Annotated in this window: 16 protein-coding genes; 3 read left to right on the forward strand and 13 right to left on the reverse strand. The window is 43.8% G+C overall.

Annotated elements, in window-relative coordinates; translation table 11 throughout:
- Positions 1 to 29: 29 nt before the first annotated feature.
- The 10 genes from ACX5KA_RS00795 to ACX5KA_RS00840 all read right to left on the reverse strand — a co-directional run bounded on the left by ACX5KA_RS00795 (position 30) and on the right by ACX5KA_RS00840 (position 13,155).
- Entirely contained in the window at positions 30 to 1,991 is a 1,962-nt protein-coding gene (locus tag ACX5KA_RS00795; protein ID WP_458730215.1) for a GGDEF domain-containing protein, read from the reverse strand.
- A 193-nt stretch (positions 1,992 to 2,184) separates the two neighbouring features.
- A complete protein-coding gene (locus ACX5KA_RS00800; protein ID WP_458730216.1) occupies positions 2,185 to 2,889 on the reverse strand; it encodes a DUF3379 family protein in 705 nt (234 codons plus the stop codon).
- Entirely contained in the window at positions 2,882 to 3,439 is a 558-nt protein-coding gene (locus ACX5KA_RS00805; protein ID WP_458730217.1) for a sigma-70 family RNA polymerase sigma factor, read from the reverse strand. The genes ACX5KA_RS00800 and ACX5KA_RS00805 overlap by 8 nt, the downstream gene beginning before the upstream one ends.
- Positions 3,440 to 3,555: 116 nt before the next feature.
- Positions 3,556 to 5,409, reverse strand: a complete 1,854-nt coding sequence (locus ACX5KA_RS00810; RefSeq protein ID WP_014997786.1) for a DUF885 domain-containing protein — start codon at positions 5,407 to 5,409, stop codon at positions 3,556 to 3,558.
- A 205-nt stretch (positions 5,410 to 5,614) separates the two neighbouring features.
- Entirely contained in the window at positions 5,615 to 7,435 is a 1,821-nt protein-coding gene (locus ACX5KA_RS00815) for a BatD family protein (protein WP_458730218.1), read from the reverse strand.
- Complete coding sequence (locus ACX5KA_RS00820; RefSeq protein WP_458730219.1) at positions 7,436 to 9,490, reverse strand: vWA domain-containing protein; 2,055 nt, start codon at positions 9,488 to 9,490, stop codon at positions 7,436 to 7,438. It abuts the gene before it with no gap.
- Entirely contained in the window at positions 9,490 to 10,566 is a 1,077-nt protein-coding gene (locus ACX5KA_RS00825) for a vWA domain-containing protein (protein ID WP_039216727.1), read from the reverse strand. Before ACX5KA_RS00825 ends, ACX5KA_RS00820 begins: the two co-directional genes overlap by 1 nt.
- A complete protein-coding gene (locus ACX5KA_RS00830) occupies positions 10,559 to 11,221 on the reverse strand; it encodes a DUF4381 domain-containing protein (protein ID WP_039216728.1) in 663 nt (220 codons plus the stop codon). Before ACX5KA_RS00830 ends, ACX5KA_RS00825 begins: the two co-directional genes overlap by 8 nt.
- The gene (locus tag ACX5KA_RS00835; RefSeq protein WP_039216729.1) at positions 11,221 to 12,195 is read right to left on the reverse strand and encodes a DUF58 domain-containing protein; all 975 of its coding nucleotides are present in this window, start codon (positions 12,193 to 12,195) and stop codon (positions 11,221 to 11,223) included. Before ACX5KA_RS00835 ends, ACX5KA_RS00830 begins: the two co-directional genes overlap by 1 nt.
- Before the next feature lie 3 nt (positions 12,196 to 12,198).
- The gene (locus ACX5KA_RS00840; protein WP_458730220.1) at positions 12,199 to 13,155 is read right to left on the reverse strand and encodes an AAA family ATPase; all 957 of its coding nucleotides are present in this window, start codon (positions 13,153 to 13,155) and stop codon (positions 12,199 to 12,201) included.
- Positions 13,156 to 13,582: 427 nt separating this feature from the next.
- Between ACX5KA_RS00840 and fadI the strand changes: the two genes are divergently transcribed.
- From fadI to ACX5KA_RS00855, 3 genes are all read left to right on the forward strand, one after another.
- The gene (fadI, locus tag ACX5KA_RS00845; RefSeq protein ID WP_458730221.1) at positions 13,583 to 14,893 is read left to right on the forward strand and encodes an acetyl-CoA C-acyltransferase FadI; all 1,311 of its coding nucleotides are present in this window, start codon (positions 13,583 to 13,585) and stop codon (positions 14,891 to 14,893) included.
- 19 nt (positions 14,894 to 14,912) lie between these two features.
- Positions 14,913 to 17,054, forward strand: a complete 2,142-nt coding sequence (gene fadJ / locus ACX5KA_RS00850; protein WP_458730222.1) for a fatty acid oxidation complex subunit alpha FadJ — start codon at positions 14,913 to 14,915, stop codon at positions 17,052 to 17,054.
- 207 nt (positions 17,055 to 17,261) lie between these two features.
- Positions 17,262 to 17,459 carry a hypothetical protein gene (locus tag ACX5KA_RS00855; protein WP_458730223.1) on the forward strand — a complete coding sequence of 66 codons (198 nt, stop codon included), beginning with the start codon at positions 17,262 to 17,264 and terminating at the stop codon, positions 17,457 to 17,459.
- Positions 17,460 to 17,559: 100 nt separating this feature from the next.
- Here ACX5KA_RS00855 and ACX5KA_RS00860 read toward each other — a convergent pair whose 3' ends face one another.
- The 3 genes from ACX5KA_RS00860 to ACX5KA_RS00870 all read right to left on the reverse strand — a co-directional run bounded on the left by ACX5KA_RS00860 (position 17,560) and on the right by ACX5KA_RS00870 (position 25,733).
- Positions 17,560 to 17,724, reverse strand: a complete 165-nt coding sequence (locus tag ACX5KA_RS00860) for a hypothetical protein (RefSeq protein WP_458730224.1) — start codon at positions 17,722 to 17,724, stop codon at positions 17,560 to 17,562.
- Between the two features lie 306 nt (positions 17,725 to 18,030).
- Positions 18,031 to 22,587, reverse strand: a complete 4,557-nt coding sequence (locus ACX5KA_RS00865) for an EAL domain-containing protein (RefSeq protein ID WP_458730225.1) — start codon at positions 22,585 to 22,587, stop codon at positions 18,031 to 18,033.
- A gap of 398 nt (positions 22,588 to 22,985) precedes the next feature.
- The gene (locus ACX5KA_RS00870) at positions 22,986 to 25,733 is read right to left on the reverse strand and encodes an insulinase family protein (protein WP_458730226.1); all 2,748 of its coding nucleotides are present in this window, start codon (positions 25,731 to 25,733) and stop codon (positions 22,986 to 22,988) included.
- Between the last annotated feature and the right edge of the window lie 35 nt (positions 25,734 to 25,768).

Below are 25,768 nucleotides of genomic sequence, written 5' to 3' on the forward strand. Positions count from 1 at the left end.
GCTATACGTAAATAAAGTTTGGCGACAAATTAAAACGCATAGGCTTCGACGCGAGCACGACCGGTTCTTTTGGCTTTATAAAGAAGTTCATCACACGCCTTTATAATGGTATCCAGATTGGTTTCGCCGTTTACATTGAGAAGCCCGGAAGAGAAACTGACGGAGAACTTTTCATTGGTATGGCGCCAATGTTTCTGACGAGAAAGCGTCATGTTTAATTCATCAAGTATACGCTTTGCCGACTGCTGATCGGAGTCAGAAAAGTAGATCAAAAACTCTTCACCGCCATATCTGCAAAGCTTGTCTGACTTGCGAATTCTATTTTGAATAATTTGGGTAAATGTAGTTAACACTTCATCACCCACGGTGTGACCGTATCTGTCATTAATTTTTTTAAAATTATCAACGTCTAGAAGGGCAATACACGAAGTCTTATTGTCGTTAAGGGATTTTTTAAGGCTATTTAACATGGCTCGACGGGTTAGTGCACCGGTAAGTGAATCACGCTCGGCAAGTAAATCGCTTTGTCTTTTTGAAATCCACAGCCATAAAGCGAGTATGAGAAGAATAGTGACAATGAGTATAAAAATGGTAGTTTTCATTGCCTCTTTATCGGTGGATAGCCCTTCTTTTTCTTCTTGAAGTGCGTTGATTTCTTTCTGTCGATAATGGGCTAGCTCAATATCCTTAGCGATACTATTTGAGAAATTAGACGAAGAAAACTGAAATTGCTCTGTGTTTTTCTCGAAGAGCAGTTGGTTGTACGCTTTTGAATGCTCGTAGGCTTTTTTGTAATCGCCAGCGATATCATAAATTCTTGTAAGTTCAAGCTCTTTACGTAGAAGATATTGGCTCTTAAATTCGCTTGATGACGCGCTTTTAAGTACGGAGTTTTCGTACTTTTTCACTGCCAAAGAGAGTTGCTGTTCATTATTTTCAACAATGGCTTTATAAGACTGGTAGAGGTAAACAAGTTCTTCTGGAACGGTGTCAAATTGAGAAGCGCCTATAGCGTCCATCTCACTTAAAATAGAGCGTATCTGACTATCATGAGTTACCCGAAACCCCATTATCAGCACTCTTAATTTTTGATAAAAAATCAAAAATACATCAGCTTTTGAATTTCTTTTTTTTACAAGCTCAATAGCTTTTTCCGAAATGAATAAAGCTTCCTCGTATTTAGCCTGAAGTAGCAAGGAATCAATCGCAGTGTAGTATGCCCACGTTACGACATCGTCGTTTTGACTACTCCCTTCTACGATTTTCATTGAATGAAAGTAGGCTCTACTTGGTACCGATAGCTCAGTAAAAGCAATGCGAAGCCATTCGTGTGCCGTATCGTTATCTAACGCATTTTCTAAAGTAAGTCTAGAAGAGCGGGCGGGCAAATGGGGAAGTGCGTATTCTATTTCATTAATGGCCTGAATGGGGTTAGCTAAGGTGAGTTCCATCGCCAGCCATATGCTAGCTATTGCGGTTGCCGTTTTATTTTCTGTTTCCAAAACTTCCCGTTTCAACCTTCTAAGCGCAGGCACCGTTTCATTGATTCGCTGAGATGACCCCTTAAAGTCGTTAACTGCTCTGGCATAAATGTAGTAGGCTCTAGCGGCAGCGTACAGGTCTGGATTCAGGGATTTCAGCTCATTCCAGTGACTTTCAAGCAAAGGTGACCTGACGAAAATGGGAACTCGCGGGCTTTCCGTTTCGTTAGCTGTTCCTGTGGCTAGTAAGTGCCTAAAGATAATACCCTCACTAGTTTCATCAGCTTGAATTTGTAAATTTTCAATTCTAGTCTTTATTTGATCATTGTCGATATCAGTTTGGCTGTTCCAGTTATAAATAGTTGTTGCTGCTAGGTGACTATAAGCATCTAACTTTTTAAGCCTCAATTTTTCAGAGCTTTTGTCTAACTGTGCATTAAGAGAATGACTAACGAAAATGATAATAAGTAGACAAAACTTCACCCTAGTAAAACGACACCAAGCGGTCATTGAATTTGCTACCTCTATACTGCGGATAAGCTGAAATGTTTGCTGATGATTAAAACAGTTGTTTTAATCCTGAATTATAGGTTTTATTGCGTATATTTTCATCTTTAATTTTAGCAAAAAAAATCGGCCGCAGTGGGCCGACGAAGGGAAGTGCATAAGGTACGCACTTTTTTGGAACGGGGGGCGTCTTCCGTTAGGCTGAAAATTGAATCCTTTCAGAGACTGCTTTTTTCATTTCGCTTAAATCAGCGTTTTTATCGCCAACAATCATCACATTCGCATGATTCATCTTAATGCTTTCTCCATGATATTGACCGTCAGCAAACTCGCTGGGTACTGAGATATCGCCTCGCTCAGGTACTACGAATACAGACATCTTGCCTTGGGGCGTATTCACAATAAGGTGAAGACTTCTTACAGTGCTCAAATGGCAATAGTTTATCACTTCAACGCCATCTAGCATTTCGCTGAAACTACCACCAAAACTTGCCAGTTTTGCGTTAACCATATCTAAGTCTGCAGGAAGCAGCGAGTGGGCACTCTCCATTTCGGCATACTGCATGTGAGCAAGTGCTTGTCCGCCAATACTAAGCGGCTGGTGGTACCACATGGTAAGTCCGATACCTACAGTGAAGGCAACTGACGCAGCCATCGCCAAATACCAACGACTTCTTCGTTTATAGCGGTTAAACTCGTCCGTTGATTGTTGCCAAATAAGCTTGCTAGCTAGGTCTTCTGGTACATCAACTTTCAATGCTTGCTTTAATTGCTTATCTAACTGCTTTTGTTCATTCCAGAAACTGCGTTTACTTTCATCCGCTTTTGCTGCTTCTACAACATCACTGTCAGTCGTTTCTGGATCGGCGTAGATTCGACGCCTAAATTCTAACTCATCCATTTACACGACCTCTCTGTTCATTTTGCTTCTCTAATGCCTCTTTTAGCTGATTCCTCGCCCTGAAAAGGCGAGTCATTACCGTGTTCTTGTTAAGCCCTAACTGATTGGCGATCTCTTCGCCACTAAAACCGAAAATTAATTGAAGTATTAAGGGTTCACGATATTCAACACTTAATCCCCCTAATAGCCGCCTAAGCTCTCTGTCTCGAAGATCGCCATCGGCCTGCTGAGTATCATCCTGAATATGAACGTCATCTATATCGACGGTATCAAATTGCTTGCGTTCAAAACGACGGGCATTCTCACGGCGCAGTATGGTAATTAACCATGACTTTGCTGCTTTCTCATCGTTTAGCGCATCTAATGAGCGCCAAGCACGTAAAAAGGTTTCCTGAACAACATCTTCGGCAATGCTCTGGTCTTTGATAAGCCAAAATGCATAGCGGTAGATGTCGGCATGAAATGCCTTTACCAGCGCTTCATATCTTTGGTGTTTTGCTTTCATATCCGATAAGACCTGACTACTACCGGATTTATTTCGCCCAAACATAAATTAATCCAAAAAATCTGAACATTTTCACTATGGCATAAAAAACGCGTCATTTCGTTAACCGAAAGACGCGTTTTCAATTTAGTGCAAGTCGGCGGAGCAATTAGCCGAAGCTTCTACGCACCTTTCTGCGTGGCGACCCATGCATTAATATTTTCTTCTAGAATAGAGAGTGGAACAGGGCCGTACTTCAGTACTTCATCATGGAAGCCTTTCCAGTCAAACTTGTCGCCAAGTTCCTTTTGCGCATGCTCTCTAAGTTCCATGATCTTTAGTTTACCAATCATATAGGCCGTGGCCTGACCTGGCATAGCAATGTAGCGCTCAATCGCTTTTTGCGCGTCGTATTCAGGGTTCGGCGTATTTTCAACAAGGTAATCTACCGCCTCTTCACGCGTCCATTTTTTAGCGTGGATACCTGTATCAACAACAAGCCTACATGCACGCCATAGTTCCATCGCTAAACGTCCGAAATCAGAATAAGGGTCTTTATAGAAACCCATATCTTTCGCGAGTTCTTCGGTATACAGACCCCAGCCTTCGGTGTAGGCGGTGAAGCTCAAGAACTTCTGGAATTGAGGCACACCTTCTAGCTCTTGTGCAATAGCGCGCTGCATGTGGTGACCAGGGATACCCTCGTGATACGCAAGCGCCTCTAACTGATAAGTTGGCATAGCTTTCATATCATAAAGGTTTGCGTAATAAATACCTGGACGGCTGCCATCTTGCGCTGGGCTTTGATAAAACGCCTTGCCCGCAGATTGTTCGCGGAACGCTTCAACCCGTTTAACAATCATTGGCGCTTCAGGAAGAATGCCGAAGTATTCAGGAATAGCTTCTCGCATGTCGTCTATGGCGGTTTTCGCCATATCAAGGTATTGCTGTCTACCTTCATCGGTTGAAGGCAGATAGAATTGGTCATCTTCACGCATGAAAACGAAAAACTCTTGAAGGGTGCCTTCAAATTTTACTTGTTCCATAATCTCGCGCATCGCGTTGTGTATGCGCTCAACATTGTCCAAGCCAATTTGATGCACCTCTTCGGCGGTAAGGTCCGTTGTGGTAAACCAGTTAAGGCGATTCTGATACCACTTATCACCATTTGGTAAGCGCCACACACCGTCGCCTTCAGGCGTTACTTCTCTTTGATGGGCGAGCTCTTCGATAAACTTCTCGTAAGATGGCATGACCGAAGTTACTAGTGCAGCTTTCGCCTCACCTAATAATGTGGTTTTTTCGGCCTCTGTTATATCAAGGTTGTTAACCTTGTTTTGAAAATCTTCCCAAATAGTAGAAGGTGTTTCGCTTGAATCAAACGGCGCGCCAGTTATTACATTTTTTGACGCATCAATCATTTGGTCATAAGCCCATGCGGGTGGGAATACGCCTGCTTTTTCACGTAACTTCATTTGTTCAATTACTTGGTCAAAGTAAGAACGAACGTTGTCTAATCTCCCAATATATGCCTGAGCGTCCTCTTTGCTTTTTACGCTGTGAATATTGATAAGGAAGCTAGGAACCTGGGTGTGCGCAGCACGGAATTGATGCACAATATAGCGGTGGTGTCTAAACTCATCGTTAGCTAAATCGCGCTCAATACCAAGTTTATAAAGGCGCAAACTTAACTTTTCTTGATCACTCAATTTGCTGGTGTCGAAGGTATCAAGCTTTTCTAAACGATTTTTCGCGATAGCAATACGGGCATCAGCCTCTTCGTCACTGATGTCATCCCACTTGTCGTAATCCCACTTTTTACCTAAGTAGCTTTGAAATAGTGGAGAGCGTTTTAGATCTTCTTCAAATGTGCGCTCAAAAAAAGCATTGAGGCGTTCAGATTCAGACTGCCCAGCGGGCTGCTCTGCTTTGATCGGCTCTGGCGCTGTTTTAGCGGTTTCGCTCGCTGGAGAGCAAGCGGTTAACGTAGTAACGGCTAACGCGATTGGCGTTAGCTTTAATAGTGTTTTCTTCATTTTATTCCCCGTCGCGTTTAATTGATTATTTTTATAAGCTAAAGCTTCTAAGGTTAATAAGCCTTAAAGAGGACAATAAGGCTCGAAGGCTCGACTGTTTCTCGAACGCAATCATTTTTGTTAAGAAGCCCTCGCCACTTTGATTTAGCTAGTTGCAAGGGCTTTCATTACGCAAATTCTAGTGTATTAGCAAATGAAATGCGTTTTATGAAGCAGGATATAAGTTAGATAGCGTGTGATCGTTCTTTGTATTTTTCTGCTTCCATTCGCTGCGAGCTAGCTTAATTTCATGCGAGAGTTGCTCTAAAGCCTTCGTAACTTGTTTAGATTGTGCGCTCGTATCAACCTTATTGGCAGAGAAACGAAGTGCGTAAAGTTCATTTACTCTATCGGTGATACCTTTAAATTGTGAAAGTTGCGCGTTACCTAAGGTAAGCGCCTTTATCCATTTGTTAAGGGCAGGTGTTAGCTCACGTGTATTCTTTGCTTTAATCACAGACATAAGGCTCTGAAAATGTGCTTTTTCATCCCACTGAGCACTAGAGTGGATGCGCTGTGCAGAACCGGTTTTGTGAGTTATTCCAAGTCCGGCAGACTGAGCCTGCTTAAGCTTTCTGTAGGTAACTAACCATCCTGTAAGCGCAATAATAAACAGCGCAAGTAGTACACCAATTACCATCCAATTAAACTGCGCATTTTCGTCAGTTATGGCTTCACCTGAAGCAGAGCCTAATGGCTTGCTCTCATCGTTAGTACTAACACTAGGCTTTGTTGCAGTGGAAGGTATATCGTTTTGAATAGCGTCAGTACCTGTACTACTGGTTGATGGAGTATTTGGGATATTAGAAGTATTAGCATTATTTGCGCCGCTCGCTGGCGCTACCGTAATTGAACGAGCGGGAATAGTGGCATACTCGGTTTGCTGAGTAAGCGTATTAAACCAAGGGATAGTAATTTCAGGTAAGACAAAGTTACCCGGCTGCGTAGGAATAATTGCCAGCGACGTTTGGCGCTGTGAAATTAAGCTCTGGTCTTTTTCGACTGTCGTAGTATTAGATTGATCAGGGTACAGCTTAAAGTTTGGCGGATAAAACTCTGGAATATCGGGAAGCTGCTCTTCTACTACGCCCAATGCGGTTAGCGTAACAATACGGGTGACTGGTTCACCTGCTACAAAACTATCACCTTGTGGCCATTCTTCATCCACTCGCACCATTTCAGAAGGCAACCAAGGGTAATCTATCCCCTGAGGAATGGGCTTAATGTTCACCGTGATGTCGGGCCCAACCCGATTAATTTGCTGGGTGCGGTTGAAGAAGCCAAAACGTTGGTTGGTATTGGCAGCCATCACTTCGCCAGTGAAAATAGGGCCTCTTAGCGTGAATTCACCGGATGCTTGAGGCACAACGGCAAATTGACGCTCTATAATCTGATACCTTCTACCGTTTACGATATCGGTATACTGTTTATCTTCTCCTAGCTGGGTAATTTCCGCATTTTGCATTTCTGGCGCTTGTAAACTGCCGCGCTCAATATTGCTCGAAAGAAACAGCTTAACCGTATAAAGCAGCTGTTGATTTAGATAGGCCTCTTTCAAGTCGATATCCGTGGTAACAAAATAGTCTCGTGCGACATTACTTTGTTCTTGAACTGGTATTACTTTAACTTGAATAGGCTTGGTTGATTTACCTTCAATGGTTAGTGAAGGAATGGTGAACGTGCCTTCCTTACGAGGAAATAACGTAGTGGTCCAAACGGTGGTACGCTTGGTGTCGAAATTGACGATTGAGGTTTGGCTACTTACCGATGTTCTGCCGACCACAAAATCTTTAAGCAGGGGAGAGCTGTCGAATGCATCTCTGTCCGCGCTGCCGTCTGCGGTAACCGTTAAGCGAATCGCTTCATCCAACATGACAGGGTTTCTATCAATGGTGGCTTCCAGCGAATTTACATCGGCATAAGCCACCGCATTTACAAGTAGGGTAAATAAAAAAACTATACGTATAGACTGTAATAAGGCTCTCATCTACCAATCACTCCGGTTTGAAGGCATACGTTGACGCTGACGTTTTTGTGCTTCTAATTGCATTTTTCGTTTTAGTAGAAATGCAGGGTCATCTGGCACGCGGCGCATTAAACTCTCCATTCGCTGCAGCTCTTCTCTTTCTGCGTCGGTAAGCTCGGTCTCTTGACCTTGCATAGCCTTTGCTTCCTGCTCTGCTTGTTGTTCGTCTTTTTGCGCTTGCGCGCTGTCACCTTGATCAGACTCTTCCTGTTCTGCATTTTGCTGCATAGAGTCTGATGACTCGTTCTGACTGTTCATCTCGGAATCATCAGGCTGTTGTGAGTTATCTCCGCCATTTTGCTGTTCATCATTAGCTTGGCTTTGGTCAGACTGTTGACCCTCATTACCGTCTTGCTGACCATTCTGCTCGTTTGAACCTTCCTGATTGTTCTGGTCCCCTGATTGCTGTTTGCTATTAGGGCTATCAGAGCTATCAGAGTTATCAGAGCTATCTTGGCCATTATCCTGCGAGTCACTCTGTTCGCCGTCATCGCCATTTTCGTTCTGGTTTTGCTCCTGATTCTGCTGTTGCTGCTGTTTCAGCAAATCCTCGACAATCTTTTTGTTGGTTTTTGCATCGTCGAAATCGGGGGCTTCGCTTAACGCCTGATCATATTTCTTAATAGCGTCTTCAAGCTTACCGAGTTTTGCCAGTGCATTGCCTTGATTGTAAAGACTCTCGGGGCCAGGAATGTTTTTGAAGGCATTTAATGCACCTTCGTAGTCACCTGATTTATAAAGTGATGATGCTTTCCAGGTGTCGTCATTAAACTGATTTACGGCGTCTTTGTACTTGCCTCTTTGGTAACTGTTCAATGCTTCCTGGTTGTCATTCATAAATGGCGTTTGCCACCATGAAAGTGAATCAGGATTATTTGTCATCTCTAGCGTATTTTCTGGTGCGCTTATGCCTTGTGACGTGCCAGCAATTTCTGAGGCTTGGGCACGTTGCAGAGCATGGGCGTTTTTAATCATAGAGGGGCTAAGTAAACCCACCAACACGATGAAAACTAACCCGCGTTTGAATGCAAAGGCGGCAAACGGAAGAAGTATAAGCAGCAAGTAAGGGCCAACTTCTTTCCACTGGTCTCCTTGCAAATTACTCTCTTCTTCGTTCTCTTCGCTGTCGCTTTTATCTAATAGAGATACCGAGGCGAGGGCATCAATGTCGGCGTCGTTTGATGTAAAGGATTCAAAGCGTCCGCCGCTCGTTTTAACCACACCTTTCACTGCGCCTTCATTTAACTTGGGAATAACGATGCTGCCGGTGAAGTCTTTCAAGAGCTCGCCGCTTTGCTGGCGAATAGGCGCGCCTTCAGATGTCCCAACGGTAAGTGCATTTACTGTAAAAGGAATAGAAGCCACATACTCTTGAAGCTCTTGTTGTTGTTCTAACTCTATACCGTCAGTAATCCAGTAGATCATGCCTGAGTTATATCCGGCATTCGTGAGAAGCTCTGACGCACTCTCTATGCCTAGGAGTGGGTCGCTGCCCGGCACGGGCATAATTTCCGGTGAAAGACTTGGGATAAGGGTTGTGATATTTCCTGCGTCTTCGGTTAAGGGGCTAATGACAAACGCATCGCCAGCGTAAGCAACCAAGCCCATTTCTCCTTCACCAATAGCGTTGACTAGGTCTATCGCTTTATATTTAGCGCGAGTTAGCCTGTCTGGCGTCATATCGGTAGCGCGCATTGAAAGCGACATATCTATGACTATAACGTGTCCCATTTTCAACTGGTAAACCGGCTGCGGCAGGCGCTCCCACGTTGGGCCAGCGAGTGCTATCACACTTATAATCCACACAAAAGCAAGCATCCACATTGGAGGTTTTGCGCCCATTTCGTTTTTTCCAATCACCATGTATTGATATAGGTGAGAAGGGATCACAGATTGCCAGCCAGATTGCTTAGCCGTGGTTTTTCTAATTAAAAACACAAGCAGCATCAAGGGAGCGAGCGCGATAAACCATTCGGGGCGTAAAAAATGAAATTGGTTTAAGAAGTCGAATTCCATTACTTCGTCTCCTTATTTGTTTGTGCTGCTTGTTTTGAATCAGCTGAGCTCGGGTGTGGCTGGGACGAGTTAATTCGTCTTTGTGCGAACCAACGAAATGTTGATAAAAGAACCGTGAAGAATGCCCATAGTGCTGACAGTAATATTGCCGCACCAAGGGGATAGTAAAACAGAGCGCTCAATGGACGCATCTTACGCGTTTCACCTTCAATAGGCTCAAGCGCGTCAAGTTGTTGATAAATAGCCTGAAGTTCCTGGGCATTTCGAGCTCTAAAATATTGGCCGCCGGTGCTAGTCGCAATGTCGGTTAACATGCCCTCATCAAGCTCTTGCGACGGGTTTATTTGTCGGCTTCCAAAAAAGCTTTGGATCAGCATTTTATCTGCACCCACACCAATAGTGTAAACCTTCACACCCTTACTAATCGCCAACTCTTTCGCCTGCTCGGGGGTAATATTCCCTGCAGTATTTTGCCCATCGGTAAGAAGAATTAATACGTTATTAGACTCTTCCCGTTCGTCAAAGCGCTTCACGGCTAAACCTATCGCATCGCCTATGGCCGTTTGTTCGCCAACCAACCCAATGACAGCTTCACTCAGAAGTGTAGAAACCGTATCTCTGTCATAGGTAAGCGGCGCTTGAACGTAAGCAGTATCGGCAAATAAGATAAGCCCAATTCTGTCGCCTACGCGACGCTGGATAAAGTCATAAACCACCGACTTAGTCATGGTTAAACGGTTAACTTGTCGGCCATTTAGCTGCATATCATCTATCTTCATACTGCCCGATAAGTCAACCGCCAACATCATTTCTCGACCTTCGTTCGGTATGCTGACAGGCTCTCCTAACCATTGAGGGCGCGCGGCAGCCGTTACGAGCAGCAGCCATATTAAGCTACTTACCACTAGCGGAATTTTGGTTTGTTTCAATTGGGCTTGCTCTGACACTTCACCAGGTCGCAAACTAGGAACCCGCAGTGCAGCCATAGGCATGTCTTGTGCTTTTTTAGAAAGCAAGCGAACTATAATAGGTAAGGGGAGTACGAAAAAGACCCACCACCAAGCAAAATTAAGCATGATGCGGCTCCTTGGCTTGTTTATCATGATGGCTGCCATCGTTTAGACCGCCATCATTCACACCGCCTTTAGCCCCCTTGTTTTTTGGCAGTTTGGCTTTTGAAAGCCAGTTTTTTACTGCCCCCTTGCAGGTTTCAAAATCACTAGGGTTGGGGGTGGCTTGATAAACATTGCTTACTAACAAACCTAAATCACTTTCAAGTTTGCTATCACTATTTTTCAATGCAGAGGTTAAGAACGCTTGCCACTGTTTACCGTATAACCCAGCTACTTGCTGAGTTGGGTAATAGCTCATCGCCGTGCGTTTTAGAATTGAGTTTAACGCTACGGGCCAATTGCTTTGTTGTGCTGAAATCGATTCAAGTAAGGCTAAAGCCTGCTTACGCGCCTTGTTGTGACGTAGGTGAGCAGTGATCGCTTTATATAGGCAAAATAGAGCAAGTAAAACTACTGCAATTGCGACCCACCAACCCCAATCTAATGGCCAAATGTTGACCTCTGTAGGTACGTGTATATCGCGCAGTTGAGCGAGTGGATCTTGCTGCTGAGGGGGCACTGGCATTTGATTTGCCGGTGGCATCGATTGAGCAGCTGATTTTGTGTAACTAGATAAAAAGCTTGATACAAAATGGGTTGAAAGAATACTGCTCTGCATTAATTAAGCTCCAACCTTTGTTCTTGTTGCATACTTTGAAGCTGCTCGTCTAGGGGAAGACCCGCTGAAACACTAAATCGAGCGATATTGTTTTTGCGCAAGGTGCTATAAATCGCGCTGTTGTGTTCACTGCGCCATTTTTGATAGTGCTGTTGCTCGGTATTGTCGCCTAACACCCAGCGTTGTTGGTTTCGGCCATCAGAAACGCTGACGGTTTGTAGTGAACTGGTTTGTGGCAAGGCGTGTTCTATTGGATCGTTAATTACGATAGCCCTTACTTCACAGTGTCGTGTTAAGTGACTTAAGTGTTGAATAGCTTGGGTACTTAAATGCTGAAAGTCCGACACAAGATAAACCAAGCTCCCCGGTCTTGCTATTCGTCTTGCCCTAGCGCACGCATCGGCAAAAGCTTGTTCGTCTTTGACTTTGTCCGGCTTAGATTGCGCGCTCTGTTCGTGCAATGCCATAAGTTCATGACACACGTGCAACACTGCTTTTTTGCGAGTTAGTGGTTTAATTTCTTTGTGCTGTTGCTGATTAAATACCAGCGCGCCAACCTTATCGCCGCGAGCGGCAGCAGACCAGCTAATTAATGAAGATACATGAGCGGCTTGCACCGCTTTAGTAAGCAGCTGCGTGCCAAATGCCATTGAAGGTAGGTAGTCACAGAATAGAAAAACCGGGCGCTCTCGCTCTTCCCGATACACTTTAGTGTGAGTTTTACCCGTGCGCGCAGTAACGCGCCAATCAATAGCGCGAATATCATCACCAGGCTGATAATGCCGGGCCTCATCAAACTCCATGCCTCGGCCTTTGTGCTTGGTGAGATAACTCCCAGCAAGTTTAGCTTGTGGCATACGTTTAGGCGCCAAACTAAACAGCTTAGCTAACTGCTGGTAGCGTAATAATTCTGCGGTAGACAACGAGACGCCATTACTTTGCAGCTTGTTTAGCTGCGCTTGTACATTCACCATAGCTTAAGGGACTGCGACAGTTGCAACAATCTTATCAAGTACGTCGTTAATCGTTACGCCTTCAGCCTCGGCTTGATATGACAGAATAATACGGTGGCGAAGCACGTTGTGAACCACAGCTTGAATATCATCAGGACCAACAAAGTCTCTGCCGCTAAGCCATGCGTGAGCGCGTGCACAGCGATCTAGACTGATGGTTGCTCGAGGGCTTGTTCCCATCGCTATCCACTGGCCTAATTCCGCGTCAAAATTCGTAGGCTGACGTGTAGCCATAATCAATTGAACTAAATACTGTTCTAACTCAGGCGCCATATACAAAGACAACGCTTCTTTACGCGAGGTAAAAATATCGTCTTGAGTTAGCGTTGGTGGCGTAACAGGCGGTTCTGAGAGGGCTTCACCTCGCGTTAAGCGCAATATCTCTAATTCTGTCTCGGCGCCAGGGTAATCAATGTCCACGTGCATTAAGAATCGGTCTAGCTGTGCTTCAGGAAGTGGATAAGTTCCTTCCTGTTCTAGTGGGTTTTGCGTTGCCATTACTAAAAATAGCGGAGGAAGAGGGTAGGTTTTACTGCCTACCGTAATTTGACGTTCCGCCATGGCCTCAAGCAGGGCCGATTGCACTTTTGCGGGTGCGCGGTTGATTTCATCGGCTAGCACTAAGTTATGAAAGAGCGGCCCTTTTTGAAAAACAAACTCGCCGGTTTCAGGGCGGTAGATATCTGTACCGGTTAAGTCGGCAGGCAAAAGGTCTGGGGTAAATTGTACACGATGAAAGTCGCCGTCAATACCGTTAGCAAGTGCATTGATTGCACGTGTTTTTGCAAGCCCCGGAGGACCTTCTACCAGAAGGTGGCCGTCGGCTAAAAGAGCGATAAGAAGGCTTTTGGTTAACGCACGCTGACCAATAATCTGCTGGTCTAAATAAGCGTGTAACTGTTGAAATTGCGCTGCTGCCATAATGCAAAATTTCCGTTTGAGTTCTCGTTATCAGGAAGTGTCATCGGAACGATAGATTTATAAATCTCTGATAAAGTGATCGCTTAGCTACAAAGTAAATTACATATTAGTTAGATAGCTTTAGCCCGTCACAATGACACAAAACAGACTTTCATTTCCATATAAGGTTCATTCTATCTTTCTTCAAGTCGTCAAACAGTAATAAAAACGCGATATGCGGTTGGATGCAAAGCAAGCTTTTTAAATTTCGATAGCATAAAACGGTCAAAATTTATAACCAGGGTAAACTTTAGTTTCATTTATGTTGCCCTTAACCCTGCATTATTTGCTATTTTGTTCATTGTTTGTAAAAATCGGGTTTATTACAGGTCAGACCACTTTGGGGCGATGAGCTCAAACGGAAGTCGGTCATTAATTTAGGTGCATTATGGCAACAAAACAATCAGTTACTACCCGAGAGGGTGATCGCATCGCCATTGTCGCGGGGTTGCGTACTCCGTTTGCGAAGATGGCTACATATTTCCACGGTGTTCCGGCTGTTGATCTAGGTAAAATGGTCGTAAACGAACTTCTCGTTCGCCATGGTGTTCAAAAAGAGTGGGTTGACCAAGTTGTTTACGGTCAAGTAGTGCAAATGCCTGAAGCGCCAAACATTGCGCGCGAAATCGTGCTTGGTACAGGCATGAATATTCACACCGATGCTTATAGCGTATCTCGTGCATGTGCGACGAGTTTTCAATCTACGGTAAACATCGCTGAAAGCATGATGGCCGGTACGGTTCAGGTGGGGATTGCAGGTGGTGCAGATTCAACATCAGTATCGCCTATCGGTGTATCGAAGAATCTTGCACGTGCGTTGGTAGATTTACAGAAAACCAAGACCTTGGGTCAAAAGCTAAACATCTTTAAGCGTTTGAGCCTAAAAGATTTAGCGCCAGTACCTCCTGCTGTAGCTGAGTACTCTACAGGTTTGTCGATGGGGCAAACGGCAGAACAAATGGCGAAAACGCATCAAATTTCTCGTGAAGAGCAAGACAAGCTTGCGCATCGCTCGCACAGCCTAGCCGCTGAAAGCTGGGAAGCAGGCAAGCTGTCTAGCGAAGTGATGACCGCTTATGCTGAACCTTACAAAGGTGCTCTTGAGCGCGATAACAACGTACGTTTCGATTCTAAGCTTGAAGGCTACGCAAAACTTCGCCCGGTATTCGATAAAAAGTACGGCTCGGTAACTGCGGCAAACGCTACACCGCTTACTGACGGTGCTTCTGCAGTGCTTATGATGACAGAGAGCCGAGCGAAAGAGCTAGGTTATACGCCGCTTGGCTACATTAAGAGCTACGCGTTTTCGGCAATCGACGTGTGGGAAGACATGCTAATGGGGCCGTCGTATGCGACACCTATTGCGCTAGACCGCGCAGGTATGACGCTAAACGACCTAACACTGATTGAAATGCACGAAGCGTTCGCAGCGCAAACCTTGGCAAACCTTAAGATGTTCGCAAGTGACAAGTTCGCTAAAGAGAAACTTGGCCGCGACAAAGCGACGGGTGAAATTGATATGGACAAATTCAACGTAATGGGTAGTTCAATTGCTTATGGTCACCCGTTTGCTGCAACCGGAACACGTATGATCACGCAAATGCTAAACGAACTAAATCGTCGTGGCGGCGGTACAGGTCTTCTTACTGCATGTGCTGCGGGTGGTCTTGGTGCCGCAATGATTGTGGAGACAGAATAATATGAGTCAGGAACAAGAAATGACAAATGAAGTTCAGCCAACATCAGGTGCATTTACGTTAACCAAGCAAGATAATGGCGTAGCTATTCTTAGCATGGACGTACCTGGCGAGAGCATGAATACGCTTAAAGCTGAGTTTGGCGATGAGATATCTGCCATGCTTGATGATATTGAACGCGACAGCAGCATTAAAGGTGTGGTGTTAACAAGCGGCAAGCCAAGCTCATTCGTAGCAGGTGCCGATATCACCATGCTAGCAGCGTGTAAAACTGCGGAAGATGCCACAACGATTGCCGCTGGCGGTCAAGCCATTTTCGATAGAATTGAGAACATGAAGGCTACCTTTGTTGCGGCTATTCACGGCCCAGCGTTAGGCGGTGGTTTAGAACTAGCATTAGCGTGTCACTACCGTGTATGTACCGATTCACCTAGCACTCAGGTAGGTCTACCGGAAGTGCAGCTTGGCTTGTTGCCAGGCAGCGGTGGTACTCAGCGCCTTCCTCGCCTAATTGGCATTCAGCAAGCGATGAAAATGATGCTTACTGGGTCTCCAGCACGCGCTAAGCAAGCTAAAAAGTACGGTATTGTAGATGATGTGGTACCTCACAGTGTTTTGTTGAAGGTAGCTGAACAGTTTGCGCTTAAACGCAAACCAGAAAGGGAAGCGCCGCAAAAGAGTGTGATGGACAAAGTGTTAGAGAAAACCGGCCCGGGCCGTAACATGATGTTCAAAAAAGCGCGCGAGGCGACATTTGCCAAAACCAAAGGTAATTATCCAGCGCCAGGCTACATTATTGATGTAATTGAAACGGGCATGAACGAAGGGATGAAAGCGGGGCTTAAAGCCGAGGCTGAAGCCTTTGGTAAGCTTGTTATGACGCCGGAATCTTTCCAGTTACGTCAGATTTTCTTCGCTACGACAGAAATGAAGAAAGAAAACGGCGTTGAAGGTGTTAAACCTGAAAAAATGAAGAAAGTCGGTGTGCTTGGCGGTGGTTTAATGGGTGGTGGTATCGCCTATGTAACGTCGACCAAAGCCGGTGTACCTGTGCGTATTAAAGACGTGCGTGCTGAAGGCATCGCCAATGCAATGAAATATAGCTATGACATCTTAAACAAAAAGGTGAAGAAGCGTTTCATGCGTAACAGCGAAATGCAGAAGCAGTTAGCGCTTCTTACCGGTACGCTTGATTACAGCGGTTACCAGGATGCCGATATCGTTGTTGAAGCGGTTTTTGAAGATTTAGATCTTAAGCAAAAAATGGTGGCGGATATTGAAGAAAACTGCAAAGAAAGCACGATTTTCGCGTCTAACACCTCGTCTATTCCTATTACACAAATTGCAGCTAAGGCAGCACGTCCTGAAAATGTGATTGGTCTGCATTACTTTTCGCCAGTAGACAAAATGCCTTTGGCCGAAGTAATTGCTCACGATAAAACGTCTGACCAAGTCATTTCATCGACAGTTGAATTTGCTAAAAAGCAAGGCAAAACACCGGTTGTTGTTAAAGACGGTGCGGGTTTCTACGTAAACCGTATTTTGGCACCTTACATGAATGAAGCGGCAAACCTCATTCTTGACGGTGAGCCTATTGAGCACATCGATAAGTCATTGGTTAAGTTTGGCTTCCCGGTAGGCCCTGTGAAACTACTTGATGAAGTGGGCATTGATGTTGGTACTAAGATCATCCCATTTCTTGTAGAGGCGTTCGGCGAGCGCTTCACTGCGCCAAGTGCTTTTGACAAAGTACTTGCAGACGGCAGAAAAGGTAAGAAAAACCAAAAAGGGTTTTATTCTTATGAAGGCAAAAAACCAGGTAAAGAAGTGGATGAGTCAATCTACGAATTACTTGGGCTATCACCTTCTGCTAAGCTAAGCGAAAAAGAAGTTGCTGAACGCTGTGTATTAATGATGCTTAATGAAGCAGCGCGCTGTTTAGACGAAGGCGTTATCCGTAATGCCCGCGACGGCGACATTGGCGCTATCTTCGGTATTGGCTTCCCTCCATTCTTAGGCGGCCCGTTCCGCTATATGGATACACTGGGTATCAAACACCTTGTTGCTCGTTTAAACCATTATGCTACTGCTGTAGGTGATAAATTTGCACCTGCTGAAGTGTTAGTAAAAATGGCGGAAAACGATCAAAAATTTTACAGCTAAGTTTATAAAATGTTAAAAACCGGGCATTGCCCGGTTTTTTTATGTCTAATGGGTATTTTTGCTGGTTTATTGTTCTATTTTGGGTAGAATTCAGGCGGTTAAAAAATGTACGTGTCAATTTATTGGCGTCAATTATCAGTAAGTTAAATTGAATAATTGATGGGGACAAGTACCCCCACGTAATTAGGTTAAACAGGCGGAGGCAGTGTGATTTCACTCGTAGTATTAAGCGTTATCTTTTCTCTCTATTTTTATGTAGAAGCGTTTAAATGGGGAATGAATGCGAAGAAGTGGGCGTTTGCTGGTCTTATTCTAGGCCCTGTTTTGCTGCCCATGTTCTCTATCTCTCGCCATATACATTGGCGCAATGCGGTAGGGTTTAATAATCTTTATATTGCAGCGTAGAGTCAGCGATTACCTTATTAACTAAATGTTGTTCTTATCTTGCGGATATAAAAAAAGAGAGTAGGTACTCTCTTTTTTTGAAAATCGTTTAAGCTTCAAATTATAAGCCTACACCAACACCACCACCTGTTTGAGGTCTAATATACTCTGGCTGAGTAGTGGTTTCTTTTTGCGACTCAGGAGCCTGTTTAGCGCCTTCTAGTTTGTCGGCAGCAACTGGGGTAGCGGTAGAAAGTACTAGTGCAACAGCGTACTCTTTTAACATGTTAATTTCCTCTGATATTTTTGAACGAACAAACAAAGCCGATTTTTTATATTTGTTACCGGCACTCTAGTTATTGCTAGTTACGTGCCAATATGTAAGATGCTTTTTTAAATTCTTTAAAATCAAAGGTTTACGAGTTTTTTTTGGGGTGCTGTAAATAGGGGCAAAGCTAGCGCCATAATAATGGCACTAAAGTCTAATATACGAAGGTTGAAAGGGAAGAGTTTTGCCTAAGCTTGCCGCTTGAAGGTAGTTAGCGGGGTAAGAAATGCCCCCTCAGTAAAGAATGCCGAAGGGGGGAAGGCATTAGTACTGGCTACTGCCTAACAGTGTATGTAGCTTTTGATTTTCGGTAAGCAGCTTTTCGAAACGTTCTGCGTTTAGTGGGCGACTGTATAGGAACCCCTGTAACATCTCGCAGTCATAGCGGCGCAGTATGTCTAATTGTGACTCTTCTTCGACACCTTCTGCTACCACTTTAAGACCTAAATTGTGGGCAATATTTATAATGGCGGCTGCCATATGCCTGTCCACATTGCTTTTCGCAATATCATCGATAAACGCTTTATCAATTTTTAAGGTGTTGAGAGGGAAACGTTTTAAATACGCCAGTGACGAATAGCCGGTGCCAAAATCATCTAGCGCTAAGTGAATGCCTCGCTCACGCAGTCGGGTCATCATTTGAAGGCCGTTTTCGGGGCTTTCCATTAGCGTGCCTTCGGTAATTTCACACTCAAGGTGAAGCGGTGACAGACCTACATCGCTCAATATTCTGTTTATTCTGTCATCTAGGTCTGGTAGTTCAAACTGCTTTGCCGAAATATTAACGGCCACACGACCGCTAAATAACCCCTGATTTACCCAGCGTTTGGTATCGGCACAGGCCTTGCGAAGTACCTGCTCACCAATTTCAATAATTTGACCGGTTTGCTCTGCTAACGGGATAAATTGCCCAGGGCTTACTATGCCTTTTTGCGGGTGTTCAAAACGTACTAAAGCCTCCATGCTGACTAACTTGCCCGAAGCAATATCCACTTTTGGCTGATAGTAAACGGTGAATAGGTCGTCTTTAATGCCTTGGCGGATTAAGTTTTCAATTTGCAGCTGCCTCACTGCATTTTGATTCATTTCACCACTGAAGAACTGATAGCTGTTGCCGCCGTTGTTTTTAGCAAAGTACATAGCCGTATCTGCGTTTTTAAGCATTTCTTGGGGTGACTCACCGTCATCAGGGTAAAAGGCAATACCAATACTTGCGCCCAGCACAAACTCTTGTTTATTAATAATAAAGGGGCGCGATAACGTATCTAACAAGTTTTGTGCATAGTGGGTGACAGTATGAATATCAGCGTTATCTTCCATCAATATACTGAATTCATCGCCACCCAGTCGGTAGCAGGTGGCATTTTTGCCAGTAATGCGCTGTAGTCGCTTGGCTATTTGCTTAATTAAAATGTCGCCGGTTTGGTGGCCCAGTGAGTCGTTTATCTTTTTAAAGTTATCCATGTCCAAGCAAAGTAAGGAGTGAGCGCTGGATTTTCGCACCAAGTTTTGATGACTTGCTTGGAAAAACGAACGGTTAGGTAGCTCGGTAAGAGGATCGATGTTCGCGAGCTTTAATAGTTCTTTTTCGGTGCTCTTACGTGAAGTAATATCGCTGAAAACACCCACGAAATGACTAATTTTGCCGTCTTCATCGTGTACGGCATCAATATTCAGCTCCATTTCGTAGCGTTCGCCGTTCACACGTACGCTTTCTACCTCACCAGACCAGTTGCCTTTAGACTTAAGGGTTTTCTTGATTTCTTCGGTAAATGCATCGGGGTACAGGTGAAAATGCATGTAGCTGGCAAGGGCTTGGTCGCGGGTTTCCCCGGTGTAGCTGCAGTAAGCATTGTTAACGCTGATAAATTTGAATTGGGTATTGGTAATAAATACCCCTTCTGAAATGTTCTCTATCGAGCGCTTGAACAGGTTAAGCTGTTCTTCTGCTTCTTTTAAGTGGTGAATGTTCTTTAACGTACCCGTCATTCGCACTGGTTGTTCGTTATGGTCACGCTCAACCACTTTTCCGCGATCAAGGATCCAGATCCACTGATTTTTAAATGTCTTAGCGCGGTAGGCTAGTTCATAAAAATCACTGTTGCCTTCTAAATGCTCTCTGAGTGCAGATTTGACACGATTAATGTCGTTAGGATGAATATTGGCATCATAAGCGCCGGTGGTACGAATATCGTCTTGAGGAAAATCTAACGTGCCCCAAGTGTTTGCCCTATAAACCTGACCTCGATAGACATCCCAGTCCCACAGCTCATCGCCCGAACTCCACAACGTAAGTTTTAAACGTTCTTCTGACTCTTTAATAGCAAGCTGATTTGCCTTTCTTATTTGGTACTGGCGAATAATAAAGGCAAGTATTGCTAAGGCGATTAAACAATAAAACACAAGGGCAACGGTATGAAGCCAGGGAGGGCGCGCAATAGTAATTTTTAAATCTCTGCTGTCAGACCAAGCTTTACCTGGCTCTTTCGCTTGTACTGAAAATGTATAGTTACCAAATGAAATATTGTTAAACTGTGCAGTACGTTCTTTATCGACGTAAACCCAGTTACTTTCAAAACCGGTAAGCTTGTATCGATAGGTTACCTGATCCGGATAAACCGGGTTAACAAGCCCAAATGAAACACTAAAGCGCGTTTCGTCGTGCTTAAGCATTAACTGTTCTTCATAAGTGATACTTTCTTTTAAAGCCTGATAACTTGAAGTGTCTTCACTTTTGTCTTGTGTATATCTGGTTTTTTCAACTGAACCAAACACACTCACTTGATACAGTTGTGGAGGTAGGGTTTGCTCTACTTGATCATTAACGTTTATTGCTTGCTTTGAAATTTTAACAAAGCCTTTGTTACCACCAAAATAAATTGTCTCATCAGAAGTGGCAATGACGGCGCCTTCACCAAGTGAGTTAAATTCCAACTGGGCGTTAGGAATACTGTCTGCTTCTCTGAGCGAAGGTAGGTGAACCTTGTGTACCCCCTTTGCATCGGAATACCAAATGCTGTTTCCTACAGCTACTGTTGAAGTTATAAAACCACTTTGGTTGTCTCTTTTTTGCTTATTAATCAGGGTGAAGCTTTTCTTATCTAGCTGAATAACGCCACCAGACCGTGTGGTCAACCATAAGCCAGAAGCAGTTTCGTGTACACCATAGACTAATGAATTTATTCCATTGGATGAGTCTAAAACTCGAACGACTTCTCCCTCATTTACAGAGTAAATGATTAGCTTTTCACCTGCTCTAAACCAAATGTTATTTTTGTCATCTTCATAAATTGCTAATATGCCTTTGGCTTGTTCAGTTGTTTCCGTTTTTATTACTTCATTGTTTTGTATCTGGCTAGAACTAGAGTTGGTGTTTATAGAGAAGATACGGCCATCTAACACTTGTAGCCAGATGGATGAGTCGCCCTTGAAAATATAATCTATGAATGTGCCTTTGAAATACTCATGTACTAATTCTAGGTTGTCGCCATTATCTTTTAGCACGAGTAAGCCAGCAGACGAAGCAATCCAAATATTATCTTGTTCATCAATTTCAATGTCCCAGTAATGTATAGCTGGGTCCATGTCTTCGAAAAATTTGAAAAAGGATACCTTGCCTGTTTCTCGGGATATTTTACCTAGCCCTTTTTGCTGAGAAATTAGGTAGAGTGTCTTATTGCTGCTTTCGGCAAAGCCCCACAGGGTAGAATAATTATCGTCGCTGTGGCGCTCGGAGTTGTAAACTGGCTGAAAATGTACGCTGGCATATTCAGGATGATACTTAAAAGCGCCCCGATGAAAGGTGGCGGCCCATACAACACCCGTCCGGTCCTCAATTACTCGAAATACGATGGCCGATGGAATGCCAGTAGAACTATAAATATCTGAATTCAAATGCAAATAATCAGGTTGATAATCTGCCGATATAGAGCTCTCAGCAGCATCTGACAATAAAAACAGTCCGATATAAGTGCCCACCCAAATATCTTTACCTACCACAGAAATTGAAAAAGAATTAACTTCTTCGGTTACGCCCAAATCATCACTTTTAATGCGCTTTAAAATACGACCATTAGACGCTAAAACAATAAGGCCTTCATTTGTCGCCAACCAATAATTGCCGTTAATTACAGTGATATCGTGCAGTGCACGTATGTCTAAAGAAACACCCCAAGGGTTCACTTTACTTGCATTGTGAACTTCCAGCGTTTCAACGTCTATTAAGGCAGCACCGAATTGGTTAGAGCCAACCCATATACGGTTAGCCTCTTCAAAAATCACTTTTATAAAGCTTTCTTCTTTAAAAACTTGAGTGAGGACACTGATTTGTGAAGCTTTTTTTGAATAACGATACAAAAACTTTTTATCTGCAAATAAGATGTCGCCATTTTTTGATTGAGAGATGGCAGTGATTAAATCGGTTTTAATAACAGAGTTATCTTTGTTGAAGACTTTAAAGTTGTCGGACGCGGGCTGATAAAGTGCTAATCCGGAATGAGTACCAACCCACAGTTGCCCTTCAGAATCGACAAATAGTGTTTTAATGAAACCAGAAGGTAAGGAGTTTGGATCAACATCTGACGGGTGGTATTGCTTTACGTCATAACCCGAATAGCGATTGAGGCCATTTGACGTCGCTAGCCAAATAAACCCCATATGGTCTTCCACAATGTCTAACACTGCGGTATCTGATAGGCCGTGTTGCTTATTTAATTCTGTGAAGTGAAGATCAGACACTTCTATCGCCTTTGCAGAATTGAAAATAATTCCAGACAAAGCCAACGAGAGAAGCAGCATTGAATAAATTAGGGTTGAGCGCACCTATACACCTTTGGCATACGCCATTTATTATTTTTTTAATTTTTCTGGCAGCATCCCTAACAACCAGAATGATAAATATGCCGAATTAACCGAGTCTCTACAAGGACTTTTTAGAGATAGCAGGGATGATGGGTTACTTATTAAGCAACCGAGGGTAAATTCGATGTCTATTTATCGACACCATGGTCAAAAACTTGACGTTTATATTCTGGCTATCTTGTAGGTTCGTGTTTGTTTTCCACAAGATGTTGAAAGAACGGGCTATGTTGCTAGCTACTTTTTAAGTTGGCTATTTATGAGCGCAGTATACTTACCGCGTAAACACGATGCTAAACGTACTGTGAATAGACAGGCAAATCGCCGGTTTTGTTTAACACTATGCTATTAGTATACGTTGATTAGTAGTACGGGATTTCTTGCTTAAAGTGAGAAATGCTGTTGATAGTTCGTTTCCCTTGTGTTTCGATTGCTTCGAACTTTCCTCTTGAAAACAGAACCAGTTCTCCGCAACGTTCACGTTTAGCGAGTTGGTGTGCAAAATCTTGAATTTCTTCAAAACTCAGCGCTTTCACTCGCTCGGCAAGCTTAACATTTCTATTAAATCCTAAATCCTGGGTACCTAAGCTTACCCATAATCGTTGAGACTTCATCGAAAGGGTAAGGTCCCGTTCTTCTAGCTGCTTTATGAGATTTTGTTGAATAGTTGGCCAATAGAAGCGGTAGAATTCTATTTCGTTTAACTGCTGAAATAAAAAGTCGGTCATCGCATCTAACAAGTGTTTGGGACTGCATTGTGGACTTTGAATGTAAAACGCCATGCCGGGGTGCTGGTTGTGTGGAACATAGCCCGTTCCTACGATATAGCCCAGTTGTTGTTCTGTACGTAACGAATTGAAAAATGGAGCGGCTAGCATTTGCTCTAATACCATACATAACGCCGTATCGGTTAACCCTGGGGACGGAGCCTGTAGATAAAGCACAACCGCTGAATCGTCATGATTGCACAGCACTTCATGATAAAGTGTCCCGCCTACTGGAAGCTTAGATACGGCGCGTGATAGTGGACCACCACCTGCATTCTTACATTGTTTTTGTAAGTTTGCTGAAAAGGCTTTTGCTTCTTCACTCGCCCAGTTTCCGTGAATAAATGCTTCAATAAAATAATGTTCAAAAGCACGGGTTCTGAAATTAAGCATTTGCTCGTAAGAGATAGTGTCTATCACATCTAAAAGTTCTACTGGAGCCTGGGTATTGCGTTGAATAAGCACGCTTAATCTAGAAAATAAACGGTTAGTTGGCTTGTTCAATAGCGAGTTGTGAAGGCTTTGGAGCTGCAGCGTTTTGTGATGCTCAAACGCTCTTTCGTCGGGTACAAAATCAAGTACAGCATCGAGAAGTTCGTTGGCCAAAAAGGTTTGCTGGTTAGTAAAGCCTCGCGTGTGAAGCGTAAAACCAGCTTGATGGCCATATATACGATAGTGAAGACCGGCAATTTCAGCTCGATAGTATTTTGCCTGCAAATGATCATTTAAAGCGCCAAGCCAAATGCGTTTAGCGGCAACAGACAGTAAAGAGTCAGAAAATTTTGCAGCGTCAAAAGAAATATAAATATCGCCTTTAGGGCTGTGGAACTGCTGGTCTTGGGCAAACCAGAACCGGTAACCGCCGGTATCGACTAACTTATTAGGAATGTTAAATCCAGTCTCAGGCAGTATAAGGCTGTACTCGTTTGCTAAATAAGGGTTGGGTGGAGGAAGCTGTAATTCACTTATAGGTGAAGGTGAAGATAGTTTTTGCAACAACACAGCATCAATTTTCTCAACGCTATATTCAGCTTCGTAGAATGCACAAACTTGAGTGGTCTTTACGTCTTTCGAAATAACTTTCAGACGAATGTTGTCTGGAGTGAAATAGGACAAAGCATGTTCAATGACGCTTTTATCATAACTTCCTATGGTAGAACGCAGTTTGCATAATTCGTCTGGACCAAAAATAAACTGGTGCTGCGCATATTCAGTGACCAGGCTAAGTGGCTTGATATTTTCTTCGTACTCAAGGGTTAGCGTATTTAACTTCGATTTCTCGTGAAAGCGCCAATCCTCATGAGAAGCGTCTCGAATTATTGAGATATAACTAAAAAGTGCCTCTAATACACGGTCTTTGTTGTCGAGCCCGTTTTGCGACAGCTGAAAGCTCACATTAAAGTCTTTAAAGTTGTCTCCTTCTATACCTGAACCAGCAATGAGGTTCAGCGCCCAGTCTTTTTCTTTAAGGTAGGCAAGTAAACTTCCTTCACCTTCATCCCCAATTAAATGACTAATATAGTTCAATGGTTTTGTTTTGTAGTCGTTCTGCAAAGCGGGTAGGGCGAACGTTACTATCATTCGCTTAGCTGACTGCAGTGGGTGAATGTTTATTTGTATTCCTAGCTCATTATCGGTGTAAAGCGGTGGCCAATCATCAGCTGCCAATTCACCTTGTGGCATACTACCGAAACATTGGTGCACTAATGCTTCAAGCTGCGGGAGCGGCATGGTACTGACGATACACAAGCACATGTTTTTTGCGCAGTAATAGGTTTGATGAAGTGTTTTAAGGCGTTGTTTAAGCGCGGCGCATCCATGTTGAGAAAAGGTATCACTATTACCTACTGAAAACTTAGCAAAGGGGTGCTGGGGATTACAGGTTTCTTTGTGAATTTGATAAAGTCGACGCAGGTCGTCTTTCTTTTTGAATTCAAATTCTGCATGGATATTCTTGATTTCGTTAGTGAGCGCCTCGTCCTCAAACAAAGGTTGTCTAAGCATATCGGCGAACGCGGGCAAGGTTTGCGCAATAGCGTCACCGCTACAGTTGAAATGGTAGTTTGCATACTCGGTGCCTGTCCACGCGTTTATCGTGCCCCCATGCTGCTCAATAAAACCATTTATTGCGTTAGGCTTGGGTAAATGACGGCTTCCCATAAACAACATATGCTCTAACAGGTGAGCTAACCCCTGACAGTCATCAGGGTCGTAAAAGTGCCCAGCTCTTACCGCCATAGAGACAAACGACTCACTTGCCTCAGGCGTATAACATAACATAGCGCGTAGCCCGTTAGGTAACATAACGTGGTGCGCGTCTTCTAGGTTTATTGTGTTATTCACATCGTCTCATATTTGATAAAAGGCACCTTACTGCT

The organism is Alteromonas alvinellae (genome assembly GCF_902705805.1).

Excerpts from the sequence above, each read along its gene's own strand:
- ACX5KA_RS00805 (WP_458730217.1), bottom strand. The coding sequence starts at position 3,439 with ATGTTTGGGCGAAATAAATCCGGTAGTAGTCAGGTCTTATCGGATATG.
- ACX5KA_RS00810 (WP_014997786.1), bottom strand. The coding sequence starts at position 5,409 with ATGAAGAAAACACTATTAAAGCTAACGCCAATCGCGTTAGCCGTTACT.
- ACX5KA_RS00825 (WP_039216727.1), bottom strand. The coding sequence starts at position 10,566 with ATGCTTAATTTTGCTTGGTGGTGGGTCTTTTTCGTACTCCCCTTACCT.
- ACX5KA_RS00860 (WP_458730224.1), bottom strand. The coding sequence starts at position 17,724 with ATGTTAAAAGAGTACGCTGTTGCACTAGTACTTTCTACCGCTACCCCA.
- ACX5KA_RS00800 (WP_458730216.1), bottom strand. The coding sequence starts at position 2,889 with ATGGATGAGTTAGAATTTAGGCGTCGAATCTACGCCGATCCAGAAACG.
- fadJ (WP_458730222.1), top strand. The coding sequence starts at position 14,913 with ATGACAAATGAAGTTCAGCCAACATCAGGTGCATTTACGTTAACCAAG.
- ACX5KA_RS00835 (WP_039216729.1), bottom strand. The coding sequence starts at position 12,195 with ATGGTGAATGTACAAGCGCAGCTAAACAAGCTGCAAAGTAATGGCGTC.
- ACX5KA_RS00795 (WP_458730215.1), bottom strand. The coding sequence starts at position 1,991 with ATGACCGCTTGGTGTCGTTTTACTAGGGTGAAGTTTTGTCTACTTATT.
- ACX5KA_RS00820 (WP_458730219.1), bottom strand. The coding sequence starts at position 9,490 with ATGGAATTCGACTTCTTAAACCAATTTCATTTTTTACGCCCCGAATGG.
- fadI (WP_458730221.1), top strand. The coding sequence starts at position 13,583 with ATGGCAACAAAACAATCAGTTACTACCCGAGAGGGTGATCGCATCGCC.
- ACX5KA_RS00815 (WP_458730218.1), bottom strand. The coding sequence starts at position 7,435 with ATGAGAGCCTTATTACAGTCTATACGTATAGTTTTTTTATTTACCCTA.
- ACX5KA_RS00830 (WP_039216728.1), bottom strand. The coding sequence starts at position 11,221 with ATGCAGAGCAGTATTCTTTCAACCCATTTTGTATCAAGCTTTTTATCT.
- ACX5KA_RS00840 (WP_458730220.1), bottom strand. The coding sequence starts at position 13,155 with ATGGCAGCAGCGCAATTTCAACAGTTACACGCTTATTTAGACCAGCAG.